Annotated in this window: 25 protein-coding genes; 8 read left to right on the top strand and 17 right to left on the bottom strand. The window is 62.3% G+C overall.

Annotation, left to right across the window (positions count from 1 at the left end; all coding sequences use genetic code 11):
• Positions 1 to 2: 2 nt before the first annotated feature.
• From OPIT5_21100 to OPIT5_21045, 12 genes are all read right to left on the bottom strand, one after another.
• On the bottom strand, positions 3 to 950 hold the full coding sequence (locus tag OPIT5_21100; protein ID AHF92375.1) for a nitrate ABC transporter substrate-binding protein: 948 nt from the start codon (positions 948 to 950) through the stop codon (positions 3 to 5).
• Positions 951 to 1,162: 212 nt separating this feature from the next.
• Entirely contained in the window at positions 1,163 to 1,255 is a 93-nt protein-coding gene (locus OPIT5_21095) for a hypothetical protein (GenBank protein AHF94572.1), read from the bottom strand.
• 33 nt (positions 1,256 to 1,288) lie between these two features.
• Positions 1,289 to 1,849 (bottom strand): redox protein, regulator of disulfide bond formation, encoded by a 561-nt coding sequence (locus OPIT5_21090; protein AHF92374.1) that lies wholly within the window; start codon positions 1,847 to 1,849, stop codon positions 1,289 to 1,291.
• A gap of 778 nt (positions 1,850 to 2,627) precedes the next feature.
• Positions 2,628 to 3,506, bottom strand: coding sequence for an amino acid ABC transporter substrate-binding protein (locus OPIT5_21085; protein AHF92373.1), 879 nt, complete (start codon positions 3,504 to 3,506; stop codon positions 2,628 to 2,630).
• 88 nt (positions 3,507 to 3,594) lie between these two features.
• Positions 3,595 to 4,149: a hypothetical protein gene (locus OPIT5_21080; GenBank protein AHF92372.1), complete on the bottom strand. Its 555-nt coding sequence runs from the start codon at positions 4,147 to 4,149 to the stop codon at positions 3,595 to 3,597.
• Positions 4,150 to 4,247: 98 nt separating this feature from the next.
• On the bottom strand, positions 4,248 to 4,763 hold the full coding sequence (locus OPIT5_21075) for a hypothetical protein (protein AHF92371.1): 516 nt from the start codon (positions 4,761 to 4,763) through the stop codon (positions 4,248 to 4,250).
• Positions 4,764 to 4,794: 31 nt separating this feature from the next.
• A complete protein-coding gene (locus OPIT5_21070) occupies positions 4,795 to 6,177 on the bottom strand; it encodes a hypothetical protein (GenBank protein ID AHF92370.1) in 1,383 nt (460 codons plus the stop codon).
• Complete coding sequence (locus OPIT5_21065) at positions 6,174 to 6,869, bottom strand: biopolymer transporter TonB (GenBank protein AHF92369.1); 696 nt, start codon at positions 6,867 to 6,869, stop codon at positions 6,174 to 6,176. The genes OPIT5_21070 and OPIT5_21065 overlap by 4 nt, the downstream gene beginning before the upstream one ends.
• A gap of 78 nt (positions 6,870 to 6,947) precedes the next feature.
• Complete coding sequence (locus OPIT5_21060; GenBank protein AHF92368.1) at positions 6,948 to 7,379, bottom strand: biopolymer transportern ExbD; 432 nt, start codon at positions 7,377 to 7,379, stop codon at positions 6,948 to 6,950.
• 25 nt (positions 7,380 to 7,404) lie between these two features.
• Positions 7,405 to 7,839: a biopolymer transportern ExbD gene (locus OPIT5_21055; GenBank protein ID AHF92367.1), complete on the bottom strand. Its 435-nt coding sequence runs from the start codon at positions 7,837 to 7,839 to the stop codon at positions 7,405 to 7,407.
• A gap of 63 nt (positions 7,840 to 7,902) precedes the next feature.
• Positions 7,903 to 8,592, bottom strand: a complete 690-nt coding sequence (locus tag OPIT5_21050) for a flagellar motor protein MotA (protein ID AHF92366.1) — start codon at positions 8,590 to 8,592, stop codon at positions 7,903 to 7,905.
• Positions 8,593 to 8,971: 379 nt separating this feature from the next.
• On the bottom strand, positions 8,972 to 9,997 hold the full coding sequence (locus OPIT5_21045) for a LacI family transcriptional regulator (GenBank protein AHF92365.1): 1,026 nt from the start codon (positions 9,995 to 9,997) through the stop codon (positions 8,972 to 8,974).
• A gap of 171 nt (positions 9,998 to 10,168) precedes the next feature.
• Between OPIT5_21045 and OPIT5_21040 the strand changes: the two genes are divergently transcribed.
• From OPIT5_21040 to OPIT5_21025, 4 genes are all read left to right on the top strand, one after another.
• Positions 10,169 to 10,930, top strand: coding sequence for an N-terminal cleavage protein (locus tag OPIT5_21040; GenBank protein ID AHF92364.1), 762 nt, complete (start codon positions 10,169 to 10,171; stop codon positions 10,928 to 10,930).
• Between the two features lie 34 nt (positions 10,931 to 10,964).
• Positions 10,965 to 12,572 carry a hypothetical protein gene (locus OPIT5_21035; GenBank protein AHF92363.1) on the top strand — a complete coding sequence of 536 codons (1,608 nt, stop codon included), beginning with the start codon at positions 10,965 to 10,967 and terminating at the stop codon, positions 12,570 to 12,572.
• Between the two features lie 18 nt (positions 12,573 to 12,590).
• Positions 12,591 to 13,439: a hypothetical protein gene (locus OPIT5_21030; GenBank protein AHF94571.1), complete on the top strand. Its 849-nt coding sequence runs from the start codon at positions 12,591 to 12,593 to the stop codon at positions 13,437 to 13,439.
• 85 nt (positions 13,440 to 13,524) lie between these two features.
• Positions 13,525 to 14,619, top strand: a complete 1,095-nt coding sequence (locus OPIT5_21025) for a hypothetical protein (protein ID AHF92362.1) — start codon at positions 13,525 to 13,527, stop codon at positions 14,617 to 14,619.
• A gap of 169 nt (positions 14,620 to 14,788) precedes the next feature.
• On the opposite strand, the gene OPIT5_21020 is transcribed toward OPIT5_21025, so the two are convergent.
• Positions 14,789 to 15,694 carry a glutamyl-tRNA synthetase gene (locus OPIT5_21020; GenBank protein AHF92361.1) on the bottom strand — a complete coding sequence of 302 codons (906 nt, stop codon included), beginning with the start codon at positions 15,692 to 15,694 and terminating at the stop codon, positions 14,789 to 14,791.
• Positions 15,695 to 15,784: 90 nt separating this feature from the next.
• A complete protein-coding gene (locus tag OPIT5_21015; GenBank protein AHF94570.1) occupies positions 15,785 to 15,889 on the bottom strand; it encodes a hypothetical protein in 105 nt (34 codons plus the stop codon).
• On the opposite strand from OPIT5_21015, the gene OPIT5_21010 reads away from it, so the two are divergent.
• The gene (locus OPIT5_21010) at positions 15,888 to 16,463 is read left to right on the top strand and encodes a hypothetical protein (protein AHF92360.1); all 576 of its coding nucleotides are present in this window, start codon (positions 15,888 to 15,890) and stop codon (positions 16,461 to 16,463) included. The genes OPIT5_21015 and OPIT5_21010 overlap by 2 nt on opposite strands.
• 106 nt (positions 16,464 to 16,569) lie before the next feature.
• A complete protein-coding gene (locus OPIT5_21005; protein ID AHF92359.1) occupies positions 16,570 to 16,932 on the top strand; it encodes a thioesterase in 363 nt (120 codons plus the stop codon).
• A gap of 19 nt (positions 16,933 to 16,951) precedes the next feature.
• Here the strand turns inward: OPIT5_21005 and OPIT5_21000 are convergent, their stop codons facing one another.
• The 3 genes from OPIT5_21000 to OPIT5_20990 form a co-directional block, all read right to left on the bottom strand.
• Entirely contained in the window at positions 16,952 to 17,749 is a 798-nt protein-coding gene (locus OPIT5_21000) for a hypothetical protein (protein ID AHF92358.1), read from the bottom strand.
• A 425-nt stretch (positions 17,750 to 18,174) separates the two neighbouring features.
• A complete protein-coding gene (locus OPIT5_20995) occupies positions 18,175 to 20,103 on the bottom strand; it encodes a DNA-binding protein (GenBank protein AHF92357.1) in 1,929 nt (642 codons plus the stop codon).
• 164 nt (positions 20,104 to 20,267) lie between these two features.
• Positions 20,268 to 21,191 carry a hypothetical protein gene (locus OPIT5_20990; protein AHF94569.1) on the bottom strand — a complete coding sequence of 308 codons (924 nt, stop codon included), beginning with the start codon at positions 21,189 to 21,191 and terminating at the stop codon, positions 20,268 to 20,270.
• A 963-nt stretch (positions 21,192 to 22,154) separates the two neighbouring features.
• Here OPIT5_20990 and OPIT5_20985 point away from each other — a divergent pair.
• A complete protein-coding gene (locus tag OPIT5_20985; protein ID AHF92356.1) occupies positions 22,155 to 24,035 on the top strand; it encodes an iron permease in 1,881 nt (626 codons plus the stop codon).
• 44 nt (positions 24,036 to 24,079) lie between these two features.
• Positions 24,080 to 24,634, top strand: coding sequence for an iron transporter (locus OPIT5_20980; protein AHF92355.1), 555 nt, complete (start codon positions 24,080 to 24,082; stop codon positions 24,632 to 24,634).
• Positions 24,635 to 24,663: the final 29 nt, after the last annotated feature.

Below are 24,663 nucleotides of genomic sequence, written 5' to 3'. Positions count from 1 at the left end.
GTTTACTTTCCCCAGGTGATGCCGCGGAACTCCTCGGCGTAGAGACGGCTGCCGGGATTTTCGCGGATGTCGCCGAGGGCGATCAGTTCGTCGGCAAGGGCGCTCAGGCCGGCTTCGTCCACCGTAGTCTGAAACTTGAGACGATGGTTGCCGTGCCTGATCGCGCTGGCCGGAGCCCCGGTGTATTTTTCGGCGATGGCGACGACCTGGCCGGAAGCCGGATCCTTGAGGATGAAGGTATTTGCTTCTTCGACGGCTTCGATGAACTGCTTCGAGGCTTCGGTGTTGTTTTTCAGGAAGGCGTTGCGGACATTGATGGTGCGGCAGGGAATGTTTTCGGAGATGGCCGGGAAGAGCACCTTGTAGCCTTTGAGCTCGGCGATGCTGACCTGCGGTTCTTCGAGGATGGCGGCATCCACGGCTTTGGCATCGAGGGCGGCGATGGCGGGACCGCCGGCGAGTTTTTCGAGCGTGAATTCCCCGCCGGCTTTTTTGGCCGCAACGGTGATCGAGATCACGGCTTCGCAGGTGGGGGAGATGCCGGCGATGCGTTTGCCTTTCAGGTCTTCCAGCCTGGTGATTGGAGAATCGGGCGAGGCGACGAGAACGGAGGTGCAGGGCTTCTTGACCTGGGAGACGATCTTGATCGGCGCGCCATTGGCGATGGCGGCAATGGCGGCGGTGGGGCAGGCCCAGAAGAAGTCTGCCTTTCCGGATACAAGCAGATCCCGCGCGGCCGTGAGATCCTTGGTGTCGATGATGCTCACATCGAGGCCTCGCTTTTCGAAATAGCCGAGTTCCTTGGCAATGTAGAGATTGAGATGATGAGTGGTCTTGGCGTCGGCGACGACGATTTTGGTCCGGGCAGTGGCGCAGAGCGCTGTCGCAAGGGAGAGACTGGCCAGAATGGCTGTGGCGAACAGGCGGGAGGGTGGCATGATTCTTTTCATCGGTGAATTTTCCTGGATGAAACGATCCTCCCGCAGTGGCGGCGGGTCAGACGGTTCGGGAGCGGTGGAGCTTCCAGTTGCCTGGTCAGAAAAACCTTTGGCGCTTGCTGGTACGCGGCCTTGGTTCGGCCGGATTCATGAGAATGTTGGTCTATAAAATCAAGATAGGGCCTCCGTGCCGGTCTCCTTTGAATCCCGCCTGATAGTCCGTGTTAGAAAATGGAATACATGCAGGCTGTATCGGTCCCCATCCGGTGGCCGATGCCGGTGTCGTCACTTTGACGATGGGGACATTTTTCGATCATGCCGGGGCGCGAGGCGGGAAAAAGGACGCGCCCTTATTCGTACGCGGCTTTTTCTTTTTCCTCGGTGTAGGGGCCGCGGACGATGCTGCCTTTCACCGGCTGGGAGTCTTTCAGCATATTGTAGATGGGGCAGATCGCCTCGACGTCGCGCTGAAGCTGCTCGATGACCTCCTTCGACTCGGGCGAGCCGATGTGTGCGCGGTAGGCGATGTCCTTGTAGGCGGGAGGATTTTCGGTATTGCCGAGGCGGGTGGTCAGCGTGCCTTCGACTTCCAGTTCCAGGGAGTCCAGGCGCACCTGCTTCTGCGCGGCCACGATTTCATAGATATGGGTGAGGCAGGTGATCATCGTCCCGAGGATATGCTCCTCGGGCACCGGGCCGAGGTTGTGCCCCGCCAGATAGCGCGGATAATCGTGGATGACCTGGAAATTGCTGATGTCCGTGCGAATGTGCCGGATGCCGGTGTCACCTTCGACCTTGACATGGGCACGCAGGGGCGGTCTCCAGTCCTCGGAGTCACGGGCCGGTCTCCGCCCTTCGAAGGGAACCGCGCCTTGCGTGGCGGCGTACTTGTCGGCCAGGAATTCACGCAGGCCGTCGAGTGTCCTGGCCTCGGGCTTGTCGGGCGTCGGGGTATGGATCAATTTGCCGTGGTCGATATTTTGGGACTCGCTGACCAGGCGGAGGACCGGGGAAACGCGCTCGACTGTCTGCCGCAAGTCCTCGAGTTCGGCGTCCGAGGCAGGCGAGACGATAAAGGCCGTGTAGGCCAGATTGCGGGGATAGGTCACCTGGGTGCCGGTGCTCTGCGAGGGCGCGGTGCCGGGACGGCTGGTAAAGACCACTTCCAGCGCATCGATGGGGATGCCCTTGATCGCGGCCTGGGTCAGGTAGTCCCCGGCCACCGCGCTGCCGAGCGCGCCGACCACGCTGGGCCAGGAGCCGGCTCCGAGGTTGAATTCGGCGACGTCCCTGCCGCCGTCGCTGAGGATCTGGAAATTGCGGATGCGCAGGCGGCGGATGCCCGTGCGACCGACCGCCGTGACCCGGGCGGAAAGCTTGAGGGGCTGCTCCAGTTCGGGGCTCCCCTTGAGCAGGAAAAGCGCCGAGCGCAGACTCGCCTGATAATCCCTCAGGGAGCGGCCGTCGTCGTAGGCAGCGGGCGATTGGGCCCAGTCCTGGGAGGTATGCGTCGCCTGCGCGTGGAGCGACGGGAGGATCAACGCCTGCAAGCCGGCCACGGACAAGCCGGCTGCAATAATGAGTCGTATGCTTTTGTTTTTCATAGGTTTCCAGTCAAGTATTCAACTAATAACGACAAAACAGGTTTTATTCCGGCAAGCGGGCGCGGGGGGGGAGGGCGTCCCCGGGTCACCGGGCGTCTCCTTCGATGATCACGTCGTTCGGGTTTTTGATCGTATCGCCAAAATAAGGACGCAGCTCATCGTCGAAAGCCCGGAGGAAGAAGTGTTCGCGGGCGAGCTGGTCGATCCCGGTGTTGACCCGGTCGAGGAGCGCCTGGTTTCCTTTCTTCACGGCGGGGGCGATCACGTCCTGGTTTCCGAGGTTGGATTCGATGATCCTGAAGCCCTTGTTCTCGTGCGCCCATGCGAAGAGCAGGGTATTGTCGTGTGCAAGCGCGTCGCCGCGGCCGTCCTTGAGCGCCTGAAAAGCCTCGGTGTTCTGGTCGAACTTGAGAAGTCTGATGCCGGGATGGTTTTTTGTAAAAAACGCCTCGGCCGTGGTGCCCTTGTTGACGATGAGCGTTTTGCCGGACGCGCTTTTGAGCGCGTCGAGCGAATCGACCGGGCTGGAGGCAGGAGCAACGATACCGAGCGCAACTTTCATGTAGGGATTCGCAAAATCGACCCTTTCGGCCCGCTCCGGCGTCCGCGTGAAGTTGGCGAGAATGAGGTCCACTTTGTTGGACAGGAGAAAGGCGACGCGGTTGGCGGCTTCGAGGGTGACGAACTCGATCTTGCCGGCGTCGCCGAGCAGGTCTTGCGCGAGACGACGGGCGAGGGCGACGTCGTAACCGGCGTTGCGCCCCTGCTGGTCGATGTAGCCGAAGGGCGGCTTGTCGCCGAAGACGCCGACGATGATCCGGTCGCGCTTTTTGATGGTGGCGAGGGAGTCGGCGGGGGCGCTGCGCGAGCAGCCGCCGGAGGTCGTGGCGAGAAGGCCGAGACCGGCGACGAGCAGGGCTCCGGACAGGAGAGCGAGGAGTTTTCCGAGTGGTGCTGGTTTCATGGAGAACCGGGTTGGGGCGCGGGCCGGGGAAATATCTTGCGAAGGGCGGCGTTCCGGTCTCCGGCTGGCGCGGGCATTGCGGGCGACATCATTTGCCGTCCGATGCTGACGCCACGCGGGAGGGTGAAGGCGGGCGACCGGCGATGACGGCGCGGCTTCCGGTGGCCCGACGGGCGATGATCCCGGTGACGCGCTGGACCTCCAGCTCGGTGTTGCGTTTCCTGATCGCCAGCAACTCGACCTCGCGGGCGGCGGCGAAGGCTTCGCGGTTGCGCTTTTCCTTTTCGGAGCGGAGCCCGGCGAGCTGTTTTTCGAGGGCTGCAACCTGGCGGGTGTAGTCCGCAGCCTGCGCGGCATGGCGGGCGGTTTCTTCGGCGATGCGGGCGGAGTCGGCCTCCCACCGGGCGCGGCGCTCTTCCTCTTTCCCGCGCTCTTCGGCCTCGCGGGCGGCGGCGCGTTGTTCGGCGTCTTCGCGGGCCTTGCGCTCCGCCTCGGCTTTCTGCACGCGTGCGGCTTCGTCGGCCCGGGCAACCTCGGCGGCTTTTTGCGCGGCCTCGATGGCGGCGGTCTTGTTGTGCTGCCAGAAGACGCCTCCGAAGAGGAGCAGCAGGACGAGCGGGGCGATCAGGTAGAAACGGTTCATGTGAAATGGAAGTTTTGAAATTGGAAGTTTGTAGTTTGTAGTTTGAAATTGGTGACAGAAGGCGGGACGGTTGGCGGCGCGGCAGGGGGGTGGCGCTTTCAGGCGCCGCCGGGAAGGGCGCCGATCGATTCGGCGGCGGCGATGGCGCTGAGCAGGGTTTCGAGGGTGCGGATGTTTTCTTCCGCCCTGGCGATGTACTCCTTGAGGAAGGCCTGTTCGTCGAGGGAGAGTTTGTGGGCGGCGGCGATTTCGGCGACGGCGGCCTGTTCGGCGGCGACGTCCTTCTTCAGGCGCTCGATCTGGCGGGCGAGCTGTTCCTGGTTGCGAAAGGCTTTTTCGCGGGCGTCGAGCGCGAGCTGGCGGGCTTCCTTTTCGGCGGCCTCGCGGGCTTCGCGCTCCTCGCGGGCCTTCCTGCGCTCGGCCTGGAGGCGCAGGGCGTCTTCGATGCTTTTGGCGCGAGCCTCGACCTCGGCTTTGAGTTTGATTTCTTTTTCCAGGCGGGCCTGTTGACGGGCGGCCTGCGCGCGCTCGGCGTAGCCGCGGTCGAAGTTCCAGTAGAGAGCCCCGAAGGCGAACAGGGCGGCGAGAGGGAAAATCAGGTAGACTTTTTTCATCGGGATGTGGAAGCGGGAGAGTGAATACGGATCAGGTTGCGGATTTTCCGGGAGCGGCGGCGGCTTCCTGAAGGGCTTCGCGGATGGCCTGGGTGAGACGGGTGATGTCGTCCTTCTGCACATCGGGTTGCGCGGCGGCGGTTTCGGCCCACCGGGCGGCGTCGTCGAAGCGGCGGAGTTCGTACGCGACGTAGGCAAGGAAGAACCAGGCCTGGCCGGGGCGTTCGAGCTTGCCGCGGGTTACGGCGTTGCGGAGGTGTTCGCAGGCTTCGGCGGGCTGATCGCGGGCGTAGTAAAGGCGGGCGAGCGCGACCTCGAGTTCGCTGTCCTCGGGCAGAGCCCGGATGGCGCGGCGCAGCACGTCGATGGCGCGGTCGTTGTCGTGCTGCTGCTGCCAGGAAAAGGAGAGGAGTTCCCAGTTGCGACGGGTGTTTTCGATGGTGCCGCCGGCGAGCCCCTTTTCGAGGAGAGCGGCGGCCTGGTCGTACTGCCGGAGCGAGGTGAGGAGGGAGATGACGTTGAAATGATCCTGCGCGCCGGAGAGGTGTCTGTGCTGCTGGGCGCGTTCGACGGTCAGGAGGGCGCGGAGGTGCCAGCGGTCGGCTTCCCTGGGGTTGGCGGATTCCGAGGCGAGGCTGGAACAGGAGGCGAAGAGTTGCTGCCAGTAAAGGGCGGAGTCGGGTTTGCGGTCCACGAGCAGTTCGAGGAAGTCGACCGATTCGCGAACTTTTCCGAGTTGCTGCAGGGCGGCGACGATGAGCACCCAGGCCTGTTCGTCGGGACGGGCGCGCAACTGGAGGCTGGCCTCGGCATCGGCGAGGGCGAGGCGGATCTTTTCGAGGTCGGCCCGGGCGGGGTCGCGCGTGGCGTCGCTGTAGAGGATGGAGGCGGCGTAGAGTTGCGCCTCGGCGGTGGGCCGGGGAGAGAGCGCGAGCCAGCGGCGGATGCGCTCGTGGGCGAGGCCGTAATAACGATGGCGGATGTCAGGGTCGGCGGTCTCGACTGCTTCCTGGAAATAGAGCTGGCTGAGGGTGAGGAGCGTGTTGAGCGTGCCGGCAGTATCGAAAAATGAATGACGTTCCCCGAGTTGCAGCGAAGTTTCCAGCGGGGCGATGGCGGAGGCGTAGCGATTGAGGTTGAGCAGGAGCTGGCCCTTGAGTTGGGAGAGAAAGGCCAGGTCGAAGCTCTCGGGCGCGGCGGTGGAAAGGAGTCCGTCGACCAGGACGAGGGCGCCGGAGTAGTCGCCCCCGTCGGCGAGGGTGCGCAACTCGCCGAGTTTGGCGGAGACGCGTTCAGCAAGCTCGGGCGCGGGCGGGGCGGGGGCAGCAGCGGCAGCCCGGAGCGGCGGAGACAGGACGAGACCGGACGCGAGGGCCAGCGCGGCGAGGGCGGCGGAGATCGTCGAGGTTTTCATGCGTTGTCGGTAAGAGTGAAGCTGTAGGGGAGGATCACGTTGCGGGTGCTGACGTTGACGCCGCCCTTGCGACCGGGGCGGAATTTGCACCGGGCGGCGGCGCGGAGGGCCTCGGATTCGAAGGCGGGGTTGGTGGAGCGGACGACAAAGGGATCGCGGACGTTGCCGTCGGCATCGACAATGAAGCCGACGAGGACTTCGCCGTTGACGCCGGAGCGGCGCATTTCGAAGGGATAGGCGGGCTTGGCGAGAAACCGGGGGACGGGTTTCTGGTCGAGAGCGGCGAGGTCGAACAGGCCCTGCAATCCGCTGCCGACGCCGCTGCCGCGACTGAAGTTGCCCTTGGGTATGCTGATGACGCCGGCGGGCTTTCCGAGGCCGGGAGGCGGGGGCGGCTGCAGTTTCTGGACGAAGGCGGTGGTGCTGACCGCGGCGGCGGGCGTGTCGGCCTGCATCGGCGGGGCGAGGTCGGAGATGTCGGGCGCGGGGGCGTTGTCGGAGAGAGAGGCGAACTCCTCCGGGGAGGGCGGCTCGGGTTCCAGTTGCGGGAGAGGGACGAGGGCGATGGTGGGCATGTCGTCCTCGGCCGGTGCGGCCGTCTCCGGTCCCGAGGGCAGGAGACGGTCGCTGAAGGCGAGACCGGTGATCGAAAGCGTGGCGACAAGGACGCCGGCGAGGAGGTCGCGTTTCATGGGAACGAGGTGACGGTCAGCGGGCGGTTCGTAGTTGTCATGATATTACCGGGTGATGCGGATTCCGGAGCGGGTTTTTCACCGGCCGGAGGCGCGCCAGGCGGTTTCGATGGAGACTTCGGTGATGCCGGCCTTGCGCACCTCGTCGAGGGCGCGGATGGCGGCGCCGTAGCTCGCCCTGTCGTCACCGCTGACGAGGACGCGCGGCGTGGCGCGGGAGGCCTTGTAGTCGAAAAGGCGCGGCGCGATTTCGCTGACTGAGATAAGTTCCTTGTTCCAGTAAGCGGTGTCGGCGTCGGAAAGTTGCAGGACAACGAGGTCGTCGTCGTTTTTCGTGGCCGGCGTGTTCGGCGCGGCCTGCGGGAGATCGACGGCGAGCGACTGGATCTTGTTCAGCGAAAGGGTGAACAGGACGAAGGTGGCGAGCAGGAAAAAGATCACGTCGATCAGCGGGATGATCTCGATGCGGGCTTTGCGCGGGCTGGCGGCGGGACTGGTGAAGGCGGACATAGGGCGGCGGAGGGCGGGCGGGAGGTCAGTTGCCGGCGGGGCGGATACGGGTTTCGATGTTGATCTTACCGATGCCGGCCTTGCGGACCTCGTCGACGACGTAGCGGACTTGCGAGAACAGGGCGTTTTCGTCGCCGTTGATGAGCACGCGCGGATCGGGCTCGACCTGTTTCCAGGCCTGGAGGCGGGCGATGAACTCGTCGAGGGTGACGGGGTCCTTGTCCCAGGCGAGCGTGCCCTCGGCGGTGATGGAGAGCGTGACGGCGCCGGAGGCGTCGCGCGGCTGGCTGGTCGCAGTCGCGGGCAGGAGCACGGCGAGTCCGCCCGACTGGTTGAGCGAGAGCGTGAAGAGGACGAAGGTGGCGAGCAGGAAAAAGATCACATCGATCAACGGGATGATCTCGATGCGGGCCCGTTTCCTGACGGGTTCGTCGGCAAGGGCGCGGGAGGAGACGGACATTTTTCGGAAAAAACTGAAAGGCTGAAAACTGAAAGCTGAAAACAAGCTCGCTTTGAGAGGAGGTCAGACGCCGGCGCCGGCTTCGGTGAGCGTGAGACTGGGAACGCCGGATTTCTGGCTGACCAGTTCGAGCGCGTTGGCGGCGTCGGCGATGTCGCGACGGGCCTGCTCGATGCGGGTGTTGAGGACGTTGAACGGAAACAGGACAACGATGGCGATGACGAGACCGGAGGCGGTGGCGATGAGGGCCTCGCCGACGCCGCCGGTGATCTGGCCGGCGCTGGCGGCGATATCGCCGCTGCCGAGCGCGCCGAAGGTGTTCATCATGCCGGTGACCGTGCCGAGCAGGCCGAGCAGCGGCGCGGCGGTGATGCAGGTATCGAGGATGGCGAGACCTTGCTGGTAACGACTCAGTTCGCGGCTGGAAGCCTGGGCGAAGGCGTCGTCGAGCGAATGCTCCTTGTGGGTAAGCGCGTAGACGAGAATGCGGGCGATGAAATCGCGGCTCTTTTGACCGATACGGACAGCGCCCTCGACATCGTGATTTTCCACGCGTTCGTAAATCTTACCGGCAATGCCGGGATCACGGGCGGCGTTCTCGCGGACAAGGAAGAGCGTGCGCTCGACCACTACGGTAATGGCAAGAAACGAGACGACGAGGATCGGCCACATGATCGGACCGCCGTGCTTGAAAAGCTCGAGCGGGGGCTGACCCATGAGGAAGGCGACCGGTATATTGATACTGGGATTCATAAATAAATAAAGACGGCTGACAGGTGCTGTGCTGATCTGGATGAAAGGGCGCCGATGCGCTTCCTGTCTTCTCCCGGTTTACCGTGTTCCGTGAGACACCGGGCAGAGGGAAAAAACAATAGATGCAGGCGTAGATTTATGGACTGACAACGTTCCTCCAGATGCCTGGTCGTGCGCGTTTGCGCAGGGGATAATCCCCTTCACACGGATTTATATCCCACTATTCTGATCAAGATACAAACCATAATCCCGGCTCCGCTGAATGAAGAATGGAATTTAATTGGTTTGATAAGCACACGGCGTAGCCGGCCTCCCTCTCCCTGCCCTCTTCTCATCTGCCCGCATCCCTCCCCGGAGGGGGGTGCCGGAAGCGTGGTTTCTACGCCGTCGTGCCTTCGCGCCAGTTGCCCTCGATCATGTGCATGCGCGGCAGTTCGGGCACGCCGCGCTGGTTGTTGTGAATCCGCGACACCAGCGCTTCCACGGCAAACGCCCCCAGTTCCTCCGTCCGCTCGTCGATCCCGGAAAACGCCTCGTACCCGTCCGGCAACGACAGCAACGCCACGCTCACGTCATCCGGATAGCTCAGCCCGAGTGCCTTCATCTGTTCCAGGCGCGCGCCACTGTGATCAAGGTGCAGGATGATGGCATCGGGTTTCCAGCGGGTAAACCATTCACGGAATGACGGCGCATCGGTTTCTTCCGATTGCAACACCGGGATGTGGCGGGCCTTCGGCACTGCGGCCTGATCGAGCAGGAATGCTGCCTTCCACAATCCATGCGAACGCATGTCCGAACGCGAAGGCAACCCGAGGCCAATCCTTCGCCGTCCGCGTTCGCGCAGCCTCGCGCACACAACGAGCATCGATTCGAAATGGTTGTGCGCCACGCGATCGATTCGCGGGATATGCACCGTATGTCCGACGGCCACAGCGGGAAAATTGTCCAGAGCGAGCGGAAGCTCCGTATGAGGCGAGGAGTGCGGCGCAAAAATGATTCCCTCCACCCGCCGGTAGGCGAGCATCCGCGAGAGCCGTTGCGGGGTAACCTCCGGCGTATCCGTGCGAAAAACCTCCAGCCGGTACCCCATTTCGTGCGCTCGCTTTCTCGAACTCGCGAAGATTTTTTCCGGATAGGTGCGACGCGTCGGCAAATCCGGCTGGTGCTGTGAATCCAGCCATGCGAGGCATTGCCCCTTGCCCGGCGGATGTTTTGTGCGCCGGTACGCCACCAGACTCGCCAGCCCCGGATCCGGCCGGTAGCCGCCCGCCTTCGCCGCTGCCCTCACTCGTTCGATGGTTTCCTTCGGCAACAGCAGACTCCCCTGCAACGCCCGCGAAACCGTCGCCTGGTTGAGCCCCAGCTCACGGGCAAGGTCAGTTTGGGTGAGGCGGGCGGAGGACATGACATGAAGCTGCCACCTCCATGCCGTCGTGCAACCATTCAATGCATAAGTATGCATAAAATCCGTTTTGAGTTTATCCATCCCCCAAGCTCACTGTGCGTCGAAACATCTACTCCGGTTAGACCCATACCCGCGCATCCCATGAAATCCACAAATCCTCGCCCTATTGATTTGGAAAAATCTGCCTCCTGTTTGTGCCCAGGCAGCGAAACGACGACACATGGCTTCACGCTGATCGAACTTCTCACGGTCATTGCGATTATCGGCATCCTTGCCGCGATCATCATTCCGGTCACCGGACGGGTGCGTGATTCTGCGCGAACCACCCGTTGCGCCTCGAATCTGCGCCAACTGGCGCAGGCAACCACGCTTTTCGCCAACGACAATCGAGGTATCTATCCTGTGACACGCTCAACGGCAACGGGCATCATGGACAAGGCATGGTGGCAGGAGATTTATCCCGCCTATTGCGGCAGTCACGAGATTTTTCTGTGTCCTGCCGATCAGACTACGATCAAGGCAGCCAACCCTCCGTTTCGTGCAACCTGGACTCATCCGTATACCGGCCAGCAACTCCCCAATAGCAAGGTTTCCTACGGAGCGATCGGGCATCAGAGTGGCTCCGGTATCGTTGGCGAGGGAGTTGACTACAAGCCACTCGGCAAACCGGTCAGCCTTTTTCAGACTCCGTCACGAACTGTCCTCTACGTTGACTATCAGGATTCCGATCCGGCGGGTTCCGCAACACGGCTTTCCGAAACCTGGAACAGCGGAAAACCCCGGTGGGTTAGCGAAATGACCTTTCCGCACAACGACCGGCAAAAGGCCAACATGGTTTTTCTTGACGGGCACATTGCTCTGACAACGGAGGCGGACCTGATCGCCGACCGTGATGCCGGACGCATCTTTGTCGGTACCAAAGCCCCAAACTGACCCGCTCCCCCCTCTCCTCTCCGTCTTGTTTTCAATGCAAACCTCACGCCCGTTTGTCCCTCATCCTGTTTCCCGGTTGTCTGTCGGCGCATCGGTTTTGCTGGTTGCCGCATTGATGATCGCCGACGTTCGCGCTGCCGCCGCATCATCGGATACAGGCACTTCTCATTCCTCCGTACCTGCGCCTGCGGCGACCGTGGACACGCGAAATGACAAGATCGGCGTCGCCACACATTTCTCCCACAAGACTTCGTGGATGCGTCCGTGGAATGCCGAACGTCACATGCCCATGATTGCTGCGCTCGGGGTCGGCTGGATACGCGACGAGATCACCTGGGCGGAGGTTGAGCCTGTTCGGGACGAGTATTGCATCCCGGAAAACACCCGCAAATGGGTGGCTCTCGCCAACGCCCACAACCTCAAGATCATTGTGACCTTTGCCGGAGGGAATCGCCTGTATGAAGATCAATATGATCCGGACGCGTATGCCCGCGCCGCCGCCTGGCTGGCGCGGGAACTGGACGGGAAAATCCACGTTATCGAAATTCTCAACGAACCCTTTTCCTGGTATGCCGCCTGTTATGGCGAAGGCAGCCTCAAGGGAGGCACCTGGTACGGGCGCAACAAGGACGGCACGATGCCTTCCTGGATCGCCCGCTATGTGAAATTGCTCAACACCGCCGCAGACGCGATCAAGGCCGCCAATCCGCGCATGCCCGTGATCGGGCTCGGCAACGTCACGCCTCAAAACTGGCTGCAAATCGAAATGGGCATCTCTCGTAGTGTGGATGGAATTACAGATCATCCCTACAGTTTCCGCTCTCCGCCGGAAGTTACCGGTCACCGCGACACCCCCCAATATCGCAAGAATGCCGGCTTTGCCGTGGCTGATGCCGAAGGCTCCTTCTCCTCGCTGGTTCGCATGTACCGTGAGCATTTGAAAAAACACAACGGCCCCGCCCAGCTCTGGTTCACGGAATTCGGCTACACGACTTACCGCGAGGGCGCGAAAAACAAAAAATTTCTCTATTCGGCCTACAACGAGGACGCCCAGGCGAGATATCTCCTGCGCCGTTTCATGGAAAGTCTCGGACTCGGAGTCGAAGTGAGCGTTCAATATGCCTTTCGCGACGATCAACGCGACGGCGGCAATCCGTTCGAGGCGGAAAACGGATTTGGGCTCATCCGTAGTGACGATTCCCTGAAACCATCGTATCACGCCGTCCGGAATCTTGCCCGGGCCACGGCAGGCCTTGTTCCCTCCGATAATCTCCGCGTTACGATCAAGCCGTTTTCGGACCGTACGGAAGATCGTCCGTCCACGTGGGAGGGTACTCCGTTGCCGGCTCTTCGTGACATCCGGCATTATCAGTTCACGGATTCCCAAGGACGAACGGTCATTGCCCTTTGGTCCGCCGAGCGTATCGGTGATCTGAATACCCGGTCTGCCGACATCGAAATTCACGTCGATCCCGCTGATTATACGTTGTCGGTCCAGGACCTTCTTACCGGCGAAACCGCGCCACTCGCTGGCACCGCTGCCTCCGGAAGACTCCTGCTCAGCCAGTTTGCAGTCCCTCCGCATCCCCTCCTCATCACGATCAATTCCCGGCACGTCCAGATACCCGAAACCAAACCGTAAACATCCATCAACCACATCATGAAAGCCTGCAAAAAAACTCGCCAAACCGCCATGACAGTCATGTCACTCCTGACGCGAACACTCGTTATTTCCGGTGCTCTTCTCACCACAGCGCTCCTCCCGGCTGCCACCCTTGCGACAGAGGATTTTTCCTATGCCAACGGTTCCCTCTACAATCTTTCCGGCGGCACCGGCTTCGCTTCTGCCTGGAGTGGTACAAGCACCGACTGGAAGGTCGTGGACGGATCGGCCTCCATTTCTTCCGCTGGCACTTCCGGGAGTTCCCGAAAACTGAGCACATCCCTGACCGCGACGACCACTCCAACCTTCTATTTTTCCTTTACGCTTTCTGTGGATGCCTACGGTGCGGGGACAGGTTACTTCAACGACTACCTTGCTTTTGTGAATGCCTCGGATAGCGCCGTCTTCAGCGTTGGCGGGTCCAAACCTGCAAGTTTCGATTATCGCCTGCAAACCGAGCTGAAGGGGGTTACAGGAGCCCAGCGCCTTATCAGCAACAACATCGCCAATCCGGAGGGCAGCACGTTTTCCATCGTGGGCAAGTTCACGTTCAATGATGGAACGGGAAATTCAGTGCTTTCCGTGTGGGTGAATCCGACCGGGACAGAGGACGCCACGGCAGCCGCGCTCGTGTATTCGTGGGCGGTGACCGAAACCGAAATCACCCACATAAAACTGGTGCGTTGGGCGGGTGGCACTGCGAACGCCACCGAGTCGTTTGACAACATCAGGATCGGTTCCGACTGGTCGTCAGTGACGGGCCCGATCCCGGAGCCATCGACTTATGCAGTTATCTTTGGCGCGTTTGTCATGACAACGGTTGTCCTGCGGAAATGCCGCCGTTGAACACCCGGAAGGCGATTACGTCCACGCCTCGCAGGGCGAAGAGGGTAGCGACTGCGAGAATATCCCCGACACAACTACACAAGCCATGATGCCCCGCTCCCGGTCATATTCTCCGGTCTCCGCGCTCCCCGTCCTCGCCGCGCTGGTGCTCTGCCTCTTTCTCCCGCCCAGAGCGTGCGCCATCACCGCAACCCTCTCCGAAACGTCTCCTCCCGCCTCCCGCATTCTCACCGTCGATCCCCGCGACCCCGCCGCGATCCCCACCCTCAAGCAAGCCGCGGCGCTCGTCCAGCCCGGGGATACTCTCGTGCTTGCGTCTGGTAGCGGTCCCTATCGCGAATCGCTTTACATCAATCGATCAGGCACCGCTGCCGCTCCCATTACCATTGAGGGGAACGGCAACGAAATCACCGGTTTTGATCTTCTCTCTTTCACTCAACTTCCCGACGGACGTCATCAGTCCGTCGTTCCAGTCCCTTACCCCTTTGTCTTGCGACATGCCGGGAAAAAACGCATTCGCGAGGACGCTGCCACCCGGCAGTTTTCAGGAGGTATCCAATACGACTCTGCAACGCGCATTCTCATCCTGCCCCCTGATGTCTCTTCCGATGACTGGGAGGTCTCCGCTCGCAACCATGTCGTGCGCATTCAGGACGTTTCTCATCACCGCTACCGCAACATTGTTGCCACAGGTTCTCGCAACGATGGTTTTAATCTTCATGGCACAGGGAAGGATCTGCACTTCGAAAATATCACCGGCAGCTATAATCTCGACGAAGGCTTTTCTGCGCACGACGACATTCACAGTTCCATTGCCGGCGGGTATTTTTTCGAGAACGACAACGGCATCTACAATATTGGTCGTTCCCATACCCGTATTCATAACGTGGATATAAGCCAAAATCTCGGCATCGGCTTCGGTCTAGCCGACGGCACCGTCGAAGCCAGCCGCCTGCGCGTCTGGGGCAGCGGCATGGTGCAACTCAAACTCGAAGGCTCCGCCCGCCTCTCCGGCCTGGGCATCACCGTTTACCGCAACCCCCGCACCACCCGCCAATGGCTCAGTTACAAGGAAAGCGCGCAACGCCTCCGCCCCCTCACCCTCGACACCACCAAATCCCGAAATCCCGGCATTCCCGGACTCATTACCCCCGACGCCGATTCTCCCGAAACGCCATGAACACCCTGTTTCTTAATTCTTCATTGCTTTTAATAGCAAAGACTTATTCGACTGGCGACACGATGACCGGATGAATTTTTTGATGGCCGGCAGGGGGTGTTATCATGCTGCAAAAGAGCAGCTCCGATCTCAACCAGCTTCCCGCCAACCTGCGTGGAGGAAACCCGCCCTACGACATCCCTTCCAGCCGCGTCCGCACCTCCTCCGCCGTCGCACCCGCGGCACGCAGCGTGCGCAAGGCCAGGGCGTCGTGCCGCTTCGCCAGGCGCTGGCCGTTTTCATCCGTCACCAGCGGGCAATGACAAAAGGCAAGCCCTCCCCTGCCGTCCGCTCCGCTCGTCGCCCGCTCCGGAGCCAGTGCCCGGATCAACAAAAGCTGCCGGAACGTCGAGCGCACCAGATCCGCCCCGCGCACCACTTCGGTGATCCCGAGCGCCAGATCGTCCACCACGCAGGCAAGCTGGTAGCTCGGCAGGCCGTCCTTTCGCCACACCAGAAAATCCCCGAAATCCTTTCCCGGCACCGCCGATTGCAGGCCGAGGACTCCGTCCCGGAATGTCACCGCCGCCTCGTCGTCCGGCACGCGAAAACGCCAGTTCGTCACCCACCCGCGTTCGTCGAGCGGAGGCAGCGGCATGCCCGCCGGCGGTCGCCATTCGCGCGGATAAACCGGCTCGTCCCCCTCCCCCGTCGCGCCTCCCACCGCTCCCTCGTGCGGTGCGCTCGCCGCCTCCGCCACGTCGCGGCGCGAACGATGACACGGGAAAACCAGCCCCGCCGCATGCAGCCGCACCAGCGCTTCGCGGTAGAGCGGCAGCCGCTCGCTCTGCGAAACCATCGGCTCCTCCCACGCGCCCTCGCCGAGCAACCAGCGCAAGTCCCCGATCATCGCTTCCACGAACTCCGCCCGGCACCGCGCGCGGTCCAGATCGTCGTTGCGCAGCAACAACCGCCCGCCCGCCTCCCGCGCCCGCTGCGCGGCGACCAGAAATGTCCGCGCATGCCCCAGATGCAGCAACCCGGTAGGCGAAGGCGCGAGCCGGCCGACATAGCTGGATGAAAGAAGAGAAGGCATAAGCGGGGAGGATCAGAAAATTAACCGCGAAGGATACGAAGATCGGAAAAAGAAAAACCCCGGGAAATCAATCAATCCATTAACCGTGAATTAATCGGGAATCAGGGTGAGAGTCTTTTCATCTTCGCGTTCTTCGCATCCTTCGCGGTTATTATCATGGCGCCACGCGCCGCCGCCGTGCAAAAAAAGAGCCATGTCCCGTCTGTTATGCGTCTATTGCGCGTCGAGCACCGTGCTCGCCTCCAAATATTACGAAGCCGGCGCCCGGCTCGGAGAAAACATGGTGCGACGCGGCTGGGGTCTGGTGTATGGCGGCGGCAAGGCCGGCGTCATGGGCGCGGTGGCCCTCGCGGTGAAAGCCGGCGGCGGCCGGGTTGTCGGCGTGATCCCCGACTTCATGGTCGAACGCGAACTGGCCTGGCGCGAAGCCGACGAACTGGTCGTCGTCGCCACCATGCGCGAACGCCGCCGCCTCATGGAGGAGCGCGCCTCCGCCTTCATCGCCCTGCCCGGCGGCATCGGCACACTCGAGGAACTCATCGAGATCATGGTCGCCCGCGCCCTCAACCGGATCGACAAGCCGCTCGTCCTCGTCAACCAGGACGGCTTTTACGACGACCTGCTGCGTTTTTTCGAAAAGATGACCCGCGAGCACTTCAAGTCCCCTTCCCTGCACGACCTGTTTTCTGTCGCCGCGCACGTGGACGACGTCTGGCAGCATCTCGACAATCCGCGCCCCCTTCACGTCGACGAGCTCTGGCGTCGCTGACCCGCGCTTTTTCGCATCCGCCATGCCCTCCCTTTCCCTCCCGCTCCCGCCACGCGGCGAACTCACGCCGCATCACGACTACCGCGTCGCCGTCAGCGAGGCCGACATCGACGTCAACCGCCACGCCAACAACATCGTTTACCTCCGCTGGGTGCAGGACGCGGCGATCTCCCACTGGCGGGCCGCCGTCGACCGTGCGACTGCCGATGCCATCGCGTGGGTGGTCGCCCGCCACGAAATCGACTACAAAAAACCGGCCTTCGCCGGCGACGTGCTTGTCGTGCGCACCTGGGTCGAGGCGATGAGCGCCGTCACCAGCGAACGCCATTGCGCGATCTTTCGCGAGAGCGACGGGCAACTCCTCGCGCAGGTTCGCACCGTCTGGTGTGCGGTCAATCCCGCGACCGGCCGCCCCCGCCGTCTGCCCGCCGGCCTCGACGGCACATTCGTCAAGGTGACATCCGGGTAGAGGGACGGCCCGGAAAGTCTCACTGCGCGTACTTCGTCTTCGCCGCTTCGTAGGTCGGCACGAGCGGGCCGGCGAGAGTTTGCAGGTTGGCGATACGTTCCGCCGTCGGGGGATGCGTCGAGAACAGTTTTGAAGGCTCGGCGCCCTGGCTCTGCGCCGCCATCTTTTGCCAGAATGTCACCGCCGCGCGGGGATCATAGCCGGCGTTGGCCGCATACCGGATGCCCACCGTGTCCGCTTCCGTCTCGTGCTTGCGCGAATACGGCAGCAGCACGCCAAGCTGCGAGCCCGTGTCATAGGCCTGCGCATACAAGGCCTGGTATTCGCTGCTCTGGGTCCCGAGACTCAACGCCACCGCGCCAAGCTGGACGAGCGCGTTTTGCGACATCCGCTCGCCGCCGTGGCGGCAGGTGACGTGCGCCACCTCGTGCCCCATGACGATCGCAATCTCGTCATCGCTCGAAGCCAGGTTGATCAACCCGGTGTAAACCCCGACCTTGCCCCCGGGCAGGGCGAACGCGTTGACCGTCGGCGAATCGAACACGACATACTCCCATTGCGCATCCGGCATTTCGCGGCCCACGGCGTCGGCGATGCGTTTCCCGATCCGCTGGATGCGGGCATTGACCGCCGGGTCGGTCGATATCTTTTCCTCCTTCTTGATCTGGTCGAACGACTGGATCCCCATCTGCGCCTCCTGTTCCGGTGACGTCAGGAGAAGCTGTTTGCGTCCGGTGTCATGCACTGTTGAACAACCGACAAGAACGGCCGCAAAAACAGCCGCTCCGACCAAAGATGTAAGCGTGTGGCGTTTCATAGACGACTGCACGCTGCGCAGCCTCCCGCCGGCGCGCAAGCCGCCAAAAATCCGGAAACAGAAGAGGGAACCGCTAAAAAACGCTGAAGAACGCTAAAACCAGACCCATGCAATCAAACCTGCGGCTGCGAACATATGTTCGCGTATTCGTTTAGCCACGAGGTGGAGAGGGGTAAATTTCCGGGATTCCCGGAATTCCTCACAAAGACTACAAGGAATTATCATTACGCTTCTTATGCTTACTGTTTCCTTCGCGTCCTTCGCGGTCCATGTGTAAAATCACCATCCGTCCCGGTTTCCTGACTGTTTGGTATTCAGCTACAAGCATTGTCTTTCCTCGACGCCAAACGATTACAATGTTCGCAGCCACGGGTTCGGTTTTAGCGTTCTTCAGCGTTCTTCAGCGGTTCCCTCATGGTTCGGGATCAGAGCACTTGCAGCGTCTTCCGGTAAAACGCCACGACCTCGTCGGGATCGTCGGTGAAGATCAGGTAGTCCGACATCCATGACGGAGCGCGGCCGGTGGCGATCATCGTCTTGACCTGCCGGCGCAGGTCGCGGAAATAGTTCGTATCGAAAAACACATACGGCACGCGCGGACGGATGCCGAGCTTCAGGTTGCACATCTCGATGCCGATCTCCTCCAGCGTGCCGACGCCGCCGACGTTGAAGATGCAAAAATCCGCCGCCTCGAACCATTTTTGCCGGAAGTGGCGCGACGTCTCCTGGAAGGTGTTGAAAAAATCCACGCCGATCTCGGGCGGCTGAGCCTCCAGTTCCAGAAAACAGGCGCCGGTGAGCGCGCCGTGCTCGCGGGCCTGCTCGGTCGCCAGGCGCATGACGCCGCCGCCGCCGCCGGTGAGCACACCGACATTGGTGCCGATGAAGGAAGAGATTTTCTCGAAGAGCGTGGAGATGCGTTTCGTCTGGCGCGGATCGAGCCCGTTGTTGCTGCCGTAGAAGGCGAAAATCGTGGCTTCCTGGAAACGGCGAACCAGCTCCTCGCGGATGAAGAACGGATGGCCTTTCTTGTAGACGAGCAGGTAGAGGTCGCCCAGTTGCGGGGTGAACCAGTACACCTGCAAGCCGAGCGAAATCCACGCATCGAGCCGGCTGTGGGCGTTGCTCGACAGGAAGAAGCCGTGCGTGCGCGAGGGCTGGCGGAAGATGATCCGGCGCAGCTTCAGCTTGTGGATGCGGGTGAGGAGCTCGATGTGCTCCGGGAGGTTGGGGAAATAGTCGACGACCAGGGTGTCGGCGTCGGCGGGGGCCGCGTCGAGCGCCTGCACGATGGTGGCGTGGCCGCAGCGTCCCGTCGGGGCGCGGGTGCCGCCACGGAGCTGGGCAAACTCGGCCTCGTTGAGCAGGATGCAGGCGTTGGGCATCGAGGCGTCCTCGCCCTTGACCGTGATGCGGGCGCTCGGCCGCGGCGGCCGGGTGGCGTCCGACGGGAGGACACCGGTCTGGTTGTCGAGGCACGCGTAGAGCGCGCTCGCGGTCTTGATGAGCCGGGTGCGCCGGCGCACGCGCGTCTCGAACCGCGGATCGGCGTCGGCCGGCGGGGCGCGGAAAATATCGACGGACACGACCGGATTCACGACGGGCTGGTCGCCGTTGTTGTAGATTTCCAGCATCACGTTGGTGCCGAAAGTTTTTATCGGATCGAGGAGGATGGCGCTCGTGTGGATGCCGAAGTCGCCCTCGCCCTGATTGAGCACCACGTAGTGCTCTTTCAGGTACATGGAACAGCTGGTGAGCAGGCCGGTGCGGGGAGCCACCTCGATGGGCGTGGCCGTGTGCCGGATCTGCACCTTGTCGAGATAGGAGCGGCCGGCCTCGCCGGTCACGAGCCGCTGGAAACTGTCGCGCGGGAGATCGGGCTTGAGCGTGTAGCGGACGGCGTGCGGCGTGAGGAAGACGCGGCCCTGGCGGTCGATGCTGATCGACTGGGGAAGTTTTATCCGGTTGGTGCGGACGGCCTCCCACACCTCGGAAGCGGTCAGCTTGGCCTCGCGCGGCGCGCGGAACATCCGGCCGACCGGAATGCCGGGCCGGAGGAGTTCGCGCCACCAGGGGGCGTTGGGGAAACTGGCATCGAAGAGGAACGCATCGGCCTCGAGGAGAACGTGACCGTCGGCGAAGCGGGGTTTGCCGCGGGGCATCATCTCGATGCCGATGCGGGCCAGCGTGCTGCGCTCGGTGAACTGGAGTTCCCCGATATATTTTTTCATGAACTCCCCCTCTGCGGGATGCCGGGGGAAAAAACGCAGGAGGAGCGAGACGCGGGTCTCGTCACCGGAGACGATGGAGAGAACTTGTCCGTCGAGGCTGGTCCAGAAATGGTCGGAAATCATGATGAGGGTTTCGGCAAAAACAGGGAGAAACCGCCACCATGCAACATCTGCCGCGGCGGGCTCAACCTTTTAGGCAAGCGCCCGTCAAAGGCGAACCGCCGCACGCCGAAGAAGGGGCGGCGGAGTCTCACCCCGGTCTCTGCCAAAGGAGCGGGCTCCTGCGCTCACCGGAGAGGTCTCAACTGGCGCCTGCGTTCCTGCTCGTCCAATTTGCGGCCGATGTTGCCGAGTTCGTTCCTGGTCCTGGCCAGCTCGTCCTCGAGGCTCCGGATATGCCATAGCATCTGTTGCCGGGTAAAATCATCCCTCTGCGAGTTGAGGCGTTGCCGGAAACCGTCCCCTTGTCCCCAAAACGTGGCGACGCCAACGATGCGCTCCGGGCGCTGGCGGGGCGGATCGGGAATGCCGGGGCCAAGACGACTCGGCGGCAAGGCCGGTGAATGGGTCCCCCAGGTCTGCACCGGCGGAGGTGAAGCGGGGGCGGCGGCCGCCACCTGACCGGCGGGTTGAGTCGATGCTTTTTCCCGCCGGGCTTTCTCGTCCTCGCTGTACTTGCGGGCGCGGGCGGCCTCGGCCGCTTCATAGGCATCAGCCGTGGCGCTGTCGTAAGCATACTGCTTCTGGATCGCAACGGGCATCAATTCCCACTCCACCGTAATCGCCTTTCCGTCGTAAATGACAGCCGCAGCCGCCGGCGTGGTCGCAACGATTCTGGCGGCTTTCAGAATACGCCCGTCGGAAAGGGTGATGTCGGCAGGGTCCGCGGGGAACGGCAGCACATACGGCGCCGTTGCCTCAAAGGCGGCGGCGGCGGCTTCGTCATAGGTGTAATACTGCCTGATTTCTTCCGGCATCCGCAACCACCCCACCGTGACCAGGCCGCCCTCGTGCAAAACGGCAGCCGCCGCCGGCGTGGTGGTGATGATTCTCGCGGATTTCAGCACGTGCCCGTCGGAAAGCAGGATATCCGCAGGGGCGACAGGGAACGCATCCCCTGCCCGGGCTGAAGCGGCCGACCCGGCCCCGACGGCCGAACAGGCGGTAACAATGCACACGATGCCAATGCCGAGGGTAGGATGCATGCTCATGGTGATTGATTGGTTGTGGATATCAGACGCGCAGAACCGCCGGACCGGTTACCACTTATTCCGCAAAATCGGTGTGACACACTGTTTTTCATGCCGTTGCCGGACAGCAAAAAGCCGGCTCTTTCGAGCCGGCCAAATGGTGGAGGTGGCGGGAATTGAACCCGCGTGCCCCTGACCTTTGCGCAAAGCATCTACCCTCATAGTGCCGTATTTATCTCGCCGGCATTACGCGACTGCACGCGCTTAAGTGTCGACTAATCCACGGATTGAAGAGAGGGCAAACCGGCCGCAGATAGCCCGGTCCACCATGCCTGCTGTCGACGTCCGCATCACCTAGCAGGTGTCAGTGCGCGAACGAGGCTGCTACTTAGGCAGCCAGGGGCATTTCTTCGTAAGTGCCGTTTATTTTTGTTTGAAGGTGATTTAACGAGAGACCCTCACTCTCGAAGGGCAGCCGTGCGCGCCAACCAGGGGTCGAATCCGGAACACCCCCGAAAACCGGGAAAATGAATCAGTCCGACGGCGCAAGAGCCGATGCGGTCAAAGAACGAACCGCATACCCTGCACCACCTGCGCCCTCCTGGCAAGCCTGCAAGCATCCGTCTTGCGAAGCTGCGAGACACCTCCCGCCCCGATAGCGGTAACAATTAATACCAGCCAGCATCCTCCGTAATACCTCTCCCGGAGCATCCCGGCGGACTCGCCGGGCGCATTTCACCATTGATCCAGGTTGCGATTGATTCTCAATCCCACCTCTCGTCTGCAATGGTCGCTACCATCCATTCCATCACTGCCGCCACTTCTTCCGAAGAAACCGCCACCGCCCAACCTGCCTGTTGTCGCCTCGATGCTCTCCGTGTCTGTCTCCTTGCCCTGATTGGCGGCCTTCTCGCCGGCCTGTTCTCCCCCGTTCCCCTCGCCGCCGCCACCGGCGACGAAGCCGACTCCGCCTACAAGCGGCACATCGACGACATCAAGGGCCGCCTCGACAAAACCGCCGCGTTTTACGCCGATGGCAAAATCCCCGAAGCCCGCGAGGCCGTCCAGATGGCCTACTTCGAGGTGTTCGAGAATCTCGAGGGCCCCATCCGCATCAACATCTCGGCGAAAAAAAGCGCCGAGCTCGAGGCGACCTTCGGCCAGATCCGCAAGATGATCGGCAACGGTCGCCCCGCCGCCGACGTCAACGCCCGCATCGACTGGTTGCGCAAGGAACTCGACGCCGCGCTCCCCGTCCTCGCCGGCGGCCACCGGCTCGTCGCCGAAGGCCAGCACGGCGGCCACGAAAACGACGCCATCGCGCCTTACTGGAAAATCCAGCTCCGGGTCATCGACGATCGCCTCGCCGAGGCCGTCTCCGCATACGAAAAAGGCAACTACGCCCTCGCCCGCGAAAAGACGCTCCGGGCGCAATTCGACGGCTTCAAGAATTCCGAACTCGAGATCGCCGTCCGCCGCCACCGCTCCACGAAACAGGCCTCCGCGATCAACCTGCAATTCTCCGCCCTCATGGGCCTCGCCGCCCGCCCTGCCCCCCCGCCCATCTTCGAATTCGGCTACGAAGTCACCACCCTCCTGCAGGATATCGCCGACCTGCTTCCCGAACTCCCCCTCGTCCGCGAGGAGCACAACCTCAATCCCGACGGCACGCCCGCAGCCTCCTCCGCCACCATGGCCGCCGACACCGCGCCCGATCGCGACTGGAAGGCCGTCAGCGTGCAGATCAACGACGCCGTCACCGCCGCCATCGCCCGCTATGCATCCGGCGATCCCGCCGACACCAAAGCCGCCATGATGGCCGTGCAGGACGCCTACTTCGATCTCTTCGAGGCCACCGGCATGGAAAACAAGGTCGGCGCGCGCGACGCTTCCTTCAAGACGATCATCGAAGGTCACTTCACCCGCATCGTCAGCCTCATGAAGGCCGGACAGCCCGTCGCCTCGCTCCACGAGCAGGCCGCGCTCCTCGCCGCCGACCTCGACCGCGCCGCCGCTGCGCTCGGCAAGGCAGGCTCCTCCTCGTGGGACACGTTCCTGTTCAGCCTTCTCATCATCGTCCGCGAGGGGCTCGAAGCCCTGCTCATCGTCGCCGCCATTGTCGCGTATCTGATCAAGAACAACCACCGCGACAAACTCGGCCTCATCCGCAATTCGGTTTTTGTCGCCCTCGGCGCCAGCGTCCTCACCGCGATTCTCTTCCAGTGGATTTTCGCCAACTCCGGCGCCAGCCGCGAACTCCTCGAAGGGTTTACGATGATCGTGGCCGTCGTCGTTCTCTTCTTCATGAGCTACTGGCTCCTGTCGAAAACCGAGGCGAAAAACTGGAAAATCTACCTCGAAGGCAAACTCTCCGCCTCGCTCGGCAAGGGCTCTCTCTTCGGCCTCTGGTTCGCCAGCTTCCTCGCCGTGTACCGCGAAGGCGCCGAGACGGTCCTCTTCTACTTCGCGCTCCACAGCGACGCCGGCGGCACCGCCTCCGGCAATCTCGCCATCCTCTCGGGCTTTGTCCTCGGCAGCCTCCTTCTCGTCGTCGCGTACATCGTCATGCGTTTCAGCGTGGTGAAACTGCCGCTCAAACCCTTCTTCCTCTTCACCGGCAGCTTCCTCTACCTCATGGCGTTCGTCTTCGCCGGCAAGGCCGTCCTCGAGCTCATCGAGGGCAAACTCTTCCTCCCGACGCTCGTCTCCGGCGTCCCCACGATCTCCTGGCTCGGCATCTATCCCTACCGCGAGACGCTCGCCCCCCAGGCTCTGCTCATCGTCGCCGCGCTGTTCGCCCTGTGGGTGATGCGCCGCCAACCCTCTGTCGACGCCCCCGCGGCTCCCGTCGCGGCCCGGCGCTGATCCGAACACACAAAACCAACATCAACCCTCGATCCCGAGTGTATATGAAAACCAGATACGCAGCCGGCCTCCTCGCCGGAATTCTCGCCGCCAGCAGCGCCTTCGCCTTCAAGGAATGGCCCGCCGGCGAAGCCCAGACGGTCAACAACATGGAAATCGCTGCAGTCTACCTGCAACCGATCGACATGGAGCCTCGCGGCATGGGCCTGCCCGCCGCCCAGGCCGACATCCACCTCGAAGCCGACATCAAGGCCACCGAGGGCAACCAGAACGGCTTCGGCGCCGGCGAATGGATTCCGTATCTGACGATCGAATACACGCTCGTGAACCTCGACACCAGGCAGAGCCAGACCGGCTCCTTCATGCCGATGGTCGCCAGCGACGGCCCCCACTACGGCAACAACATCAAGATGATGGGGGTCGGCAACTACAAGGTCACCTACAAGATCTATCCGCCTTCCAAAGCCGGCCTTCATCGCCACACCGACAAGGAGACCGGCGTCGGCGCCTGGTTCAAACCCTTCGAGGTAAGCTTCGAATTCAAATACGTCGGCCTCGACGATGCCGCCGGTGGCAGCGAAGCCCCCAAGGTCAACTGAAGCCCTGCGCGTCAGTCATCCCCCGCTCT

The organism is Opitutaceae bacterium TAV5, assembly GCA_000242935.3.
In the GTDB taxonomy this organism is placed as follows: domain Bacteria; phylum Verrucomicrobiota; class Verrucomicrobiia; order Opitutales; family Opitutaceae; genus Geminisphaera.
Note: the sequence above shows the minus strand (reverse complement) of the source record. Positions and strands in the feature narration are given on the sequence as shown.

Coding starts and splice junctions, on each gene's coding strand:
- OPIT5_21015 (AHF94570.1), bottom strand. CDS start 15,889: ATGGCTCTTTTTTTGCACGGCGGCGGCGCGTGGCGCCATGATAATAAC.
- OPIT5_21075 (AHF92371.1), bottom strand. CDS start 4,763: ATGAAAAAAGTCTACCTGATTTTCCCTCTCGCCGCCCTGTTCGCCTTC.
- OPIT5_21020 (AHF92361.1), bottom strand. CDS start 15,694: ATGCCTTCTCTTCTTTCATCCAGCTATGTCGGCCGGCTCGCGCCTTCG.
- OPIT5_21055 (AHF92367.1), bottom strand. CDS start 7,839: ATGTCCGTCTCCTCCCGCGCCCTTGCCGACGAACCCGTCAGGAAACGG.
- OPIT5_21010 (AHF92360.1), top strand. CDS start 15,888: ATGTCCCGTCTGTTATGCGTCTATTGCGCGTCGAGCACCGTGCTCGCC.
- OPIT5_21070 (AHF92370.1), bottom strand. CDS start 6,177: ATGAAAACCTCGACGATCTCCGCCGCCCTCGCCGCGCTGGCCCTCGCG.
- OPIT5_20990 (AHF94569.1), bottom strand. CDS start 21,191: ATGAGCATGCATCCTACCCTCGGCATTGGCATCGTGTGCATTGTTACC.
- OPIT5_21095 (AHF94572.1), bottom strand. CDS start 1,255: ATGATCGAAAAATGTCCCCATCGTCAAAGTGACGACACCGGCATCGGC.
- OPIT5_21085 (AHF92373.1), bottom strand. CDS start 3,506: ATGAAACCAGCACCACTCGGAAAACTCCTCGCTCTCCTGTCCGGAGCC.
- OPIT5_20980 (AHF92355.1), top strand. CDS start 24,080: ATGAAAACCAGATACGCAGCCGGCCTCCTCGCCGGAATTCTCGCCGCC.
- OPIT5_20995 (AHF92357.1), bottom strand. CDS start 20,103: ATGATTTCCGACCATTTCTGGACCAGCCTCGACGGACAAGTTCTCTCC.
- OPIT5_21025 (AHF92362.1), top strand. CDS start 13,525: ATGATGCCCCGCTCCCGGTCATATTCTCCGGTCTCCGCGCTCCCCGTC.
- OPIT5_21080 (AHF92372.1), bottom strand. CDS start 4,149: ATGAACCGTTTCTACCTGATCGCCCCGCTCGTCCTGCTGCTCCTCTTC.
- OPIT5_21100 (AHF92375.1), bottom strand. CDS start 950: ATGAAAAGAATCATGCCACCCTCCCGCCTGTTCGCCACAGCCATTCTG.
- OPIT5_21030 (AHF94571.1), top strand. CDS start 12,591: ATGAAAGCCTGCAAAAAAACTCGCCAAACCGCCATGACAGTCATGTCA.
- OPIT5_21065 (AHF92369.1), bottom strand. CDS start 6,869: ATGAAACGCGACCTCCTCGCCGGCGTCCTTGTCGCCACGCTTTCGATC.
- OPIT5_21000 (AHF92358.1), bottom strand. CDS start 17,749: ATGAAACGCCACACGCTTACATCTTTGGTCGGAGCGGCTGTTTTTGCG.
- OPIT5_21050 (AHF92366.1), bottom strand. CDS start 8,592: ATGAATCCCAGTATCAATATACCGGTCGCCTTCCTCATGGGTCAGCCC.
- OPIT5_21045 (AHF92365.1), bottom strand. CDS start 9,997: ATGTCCTCCGCCCGCCTCACCCAAACTGACCTTGCCCGTGAGCTGGGG.
- OPIT5_21060 (AHF92368.1), bottom strand. CDS start 7,379: ATGTCCGCCTTCACCAGTCCCGCCGCCAGCCCGCGCAAAGCCCGCATC.
- OPIT5_21035 (AHF92363.1), top strand. CDS start 10,965: ATGCAAACCTCACGCCCGTTTGTCCCTCATCCTGTTTCCCGGTTGTCT.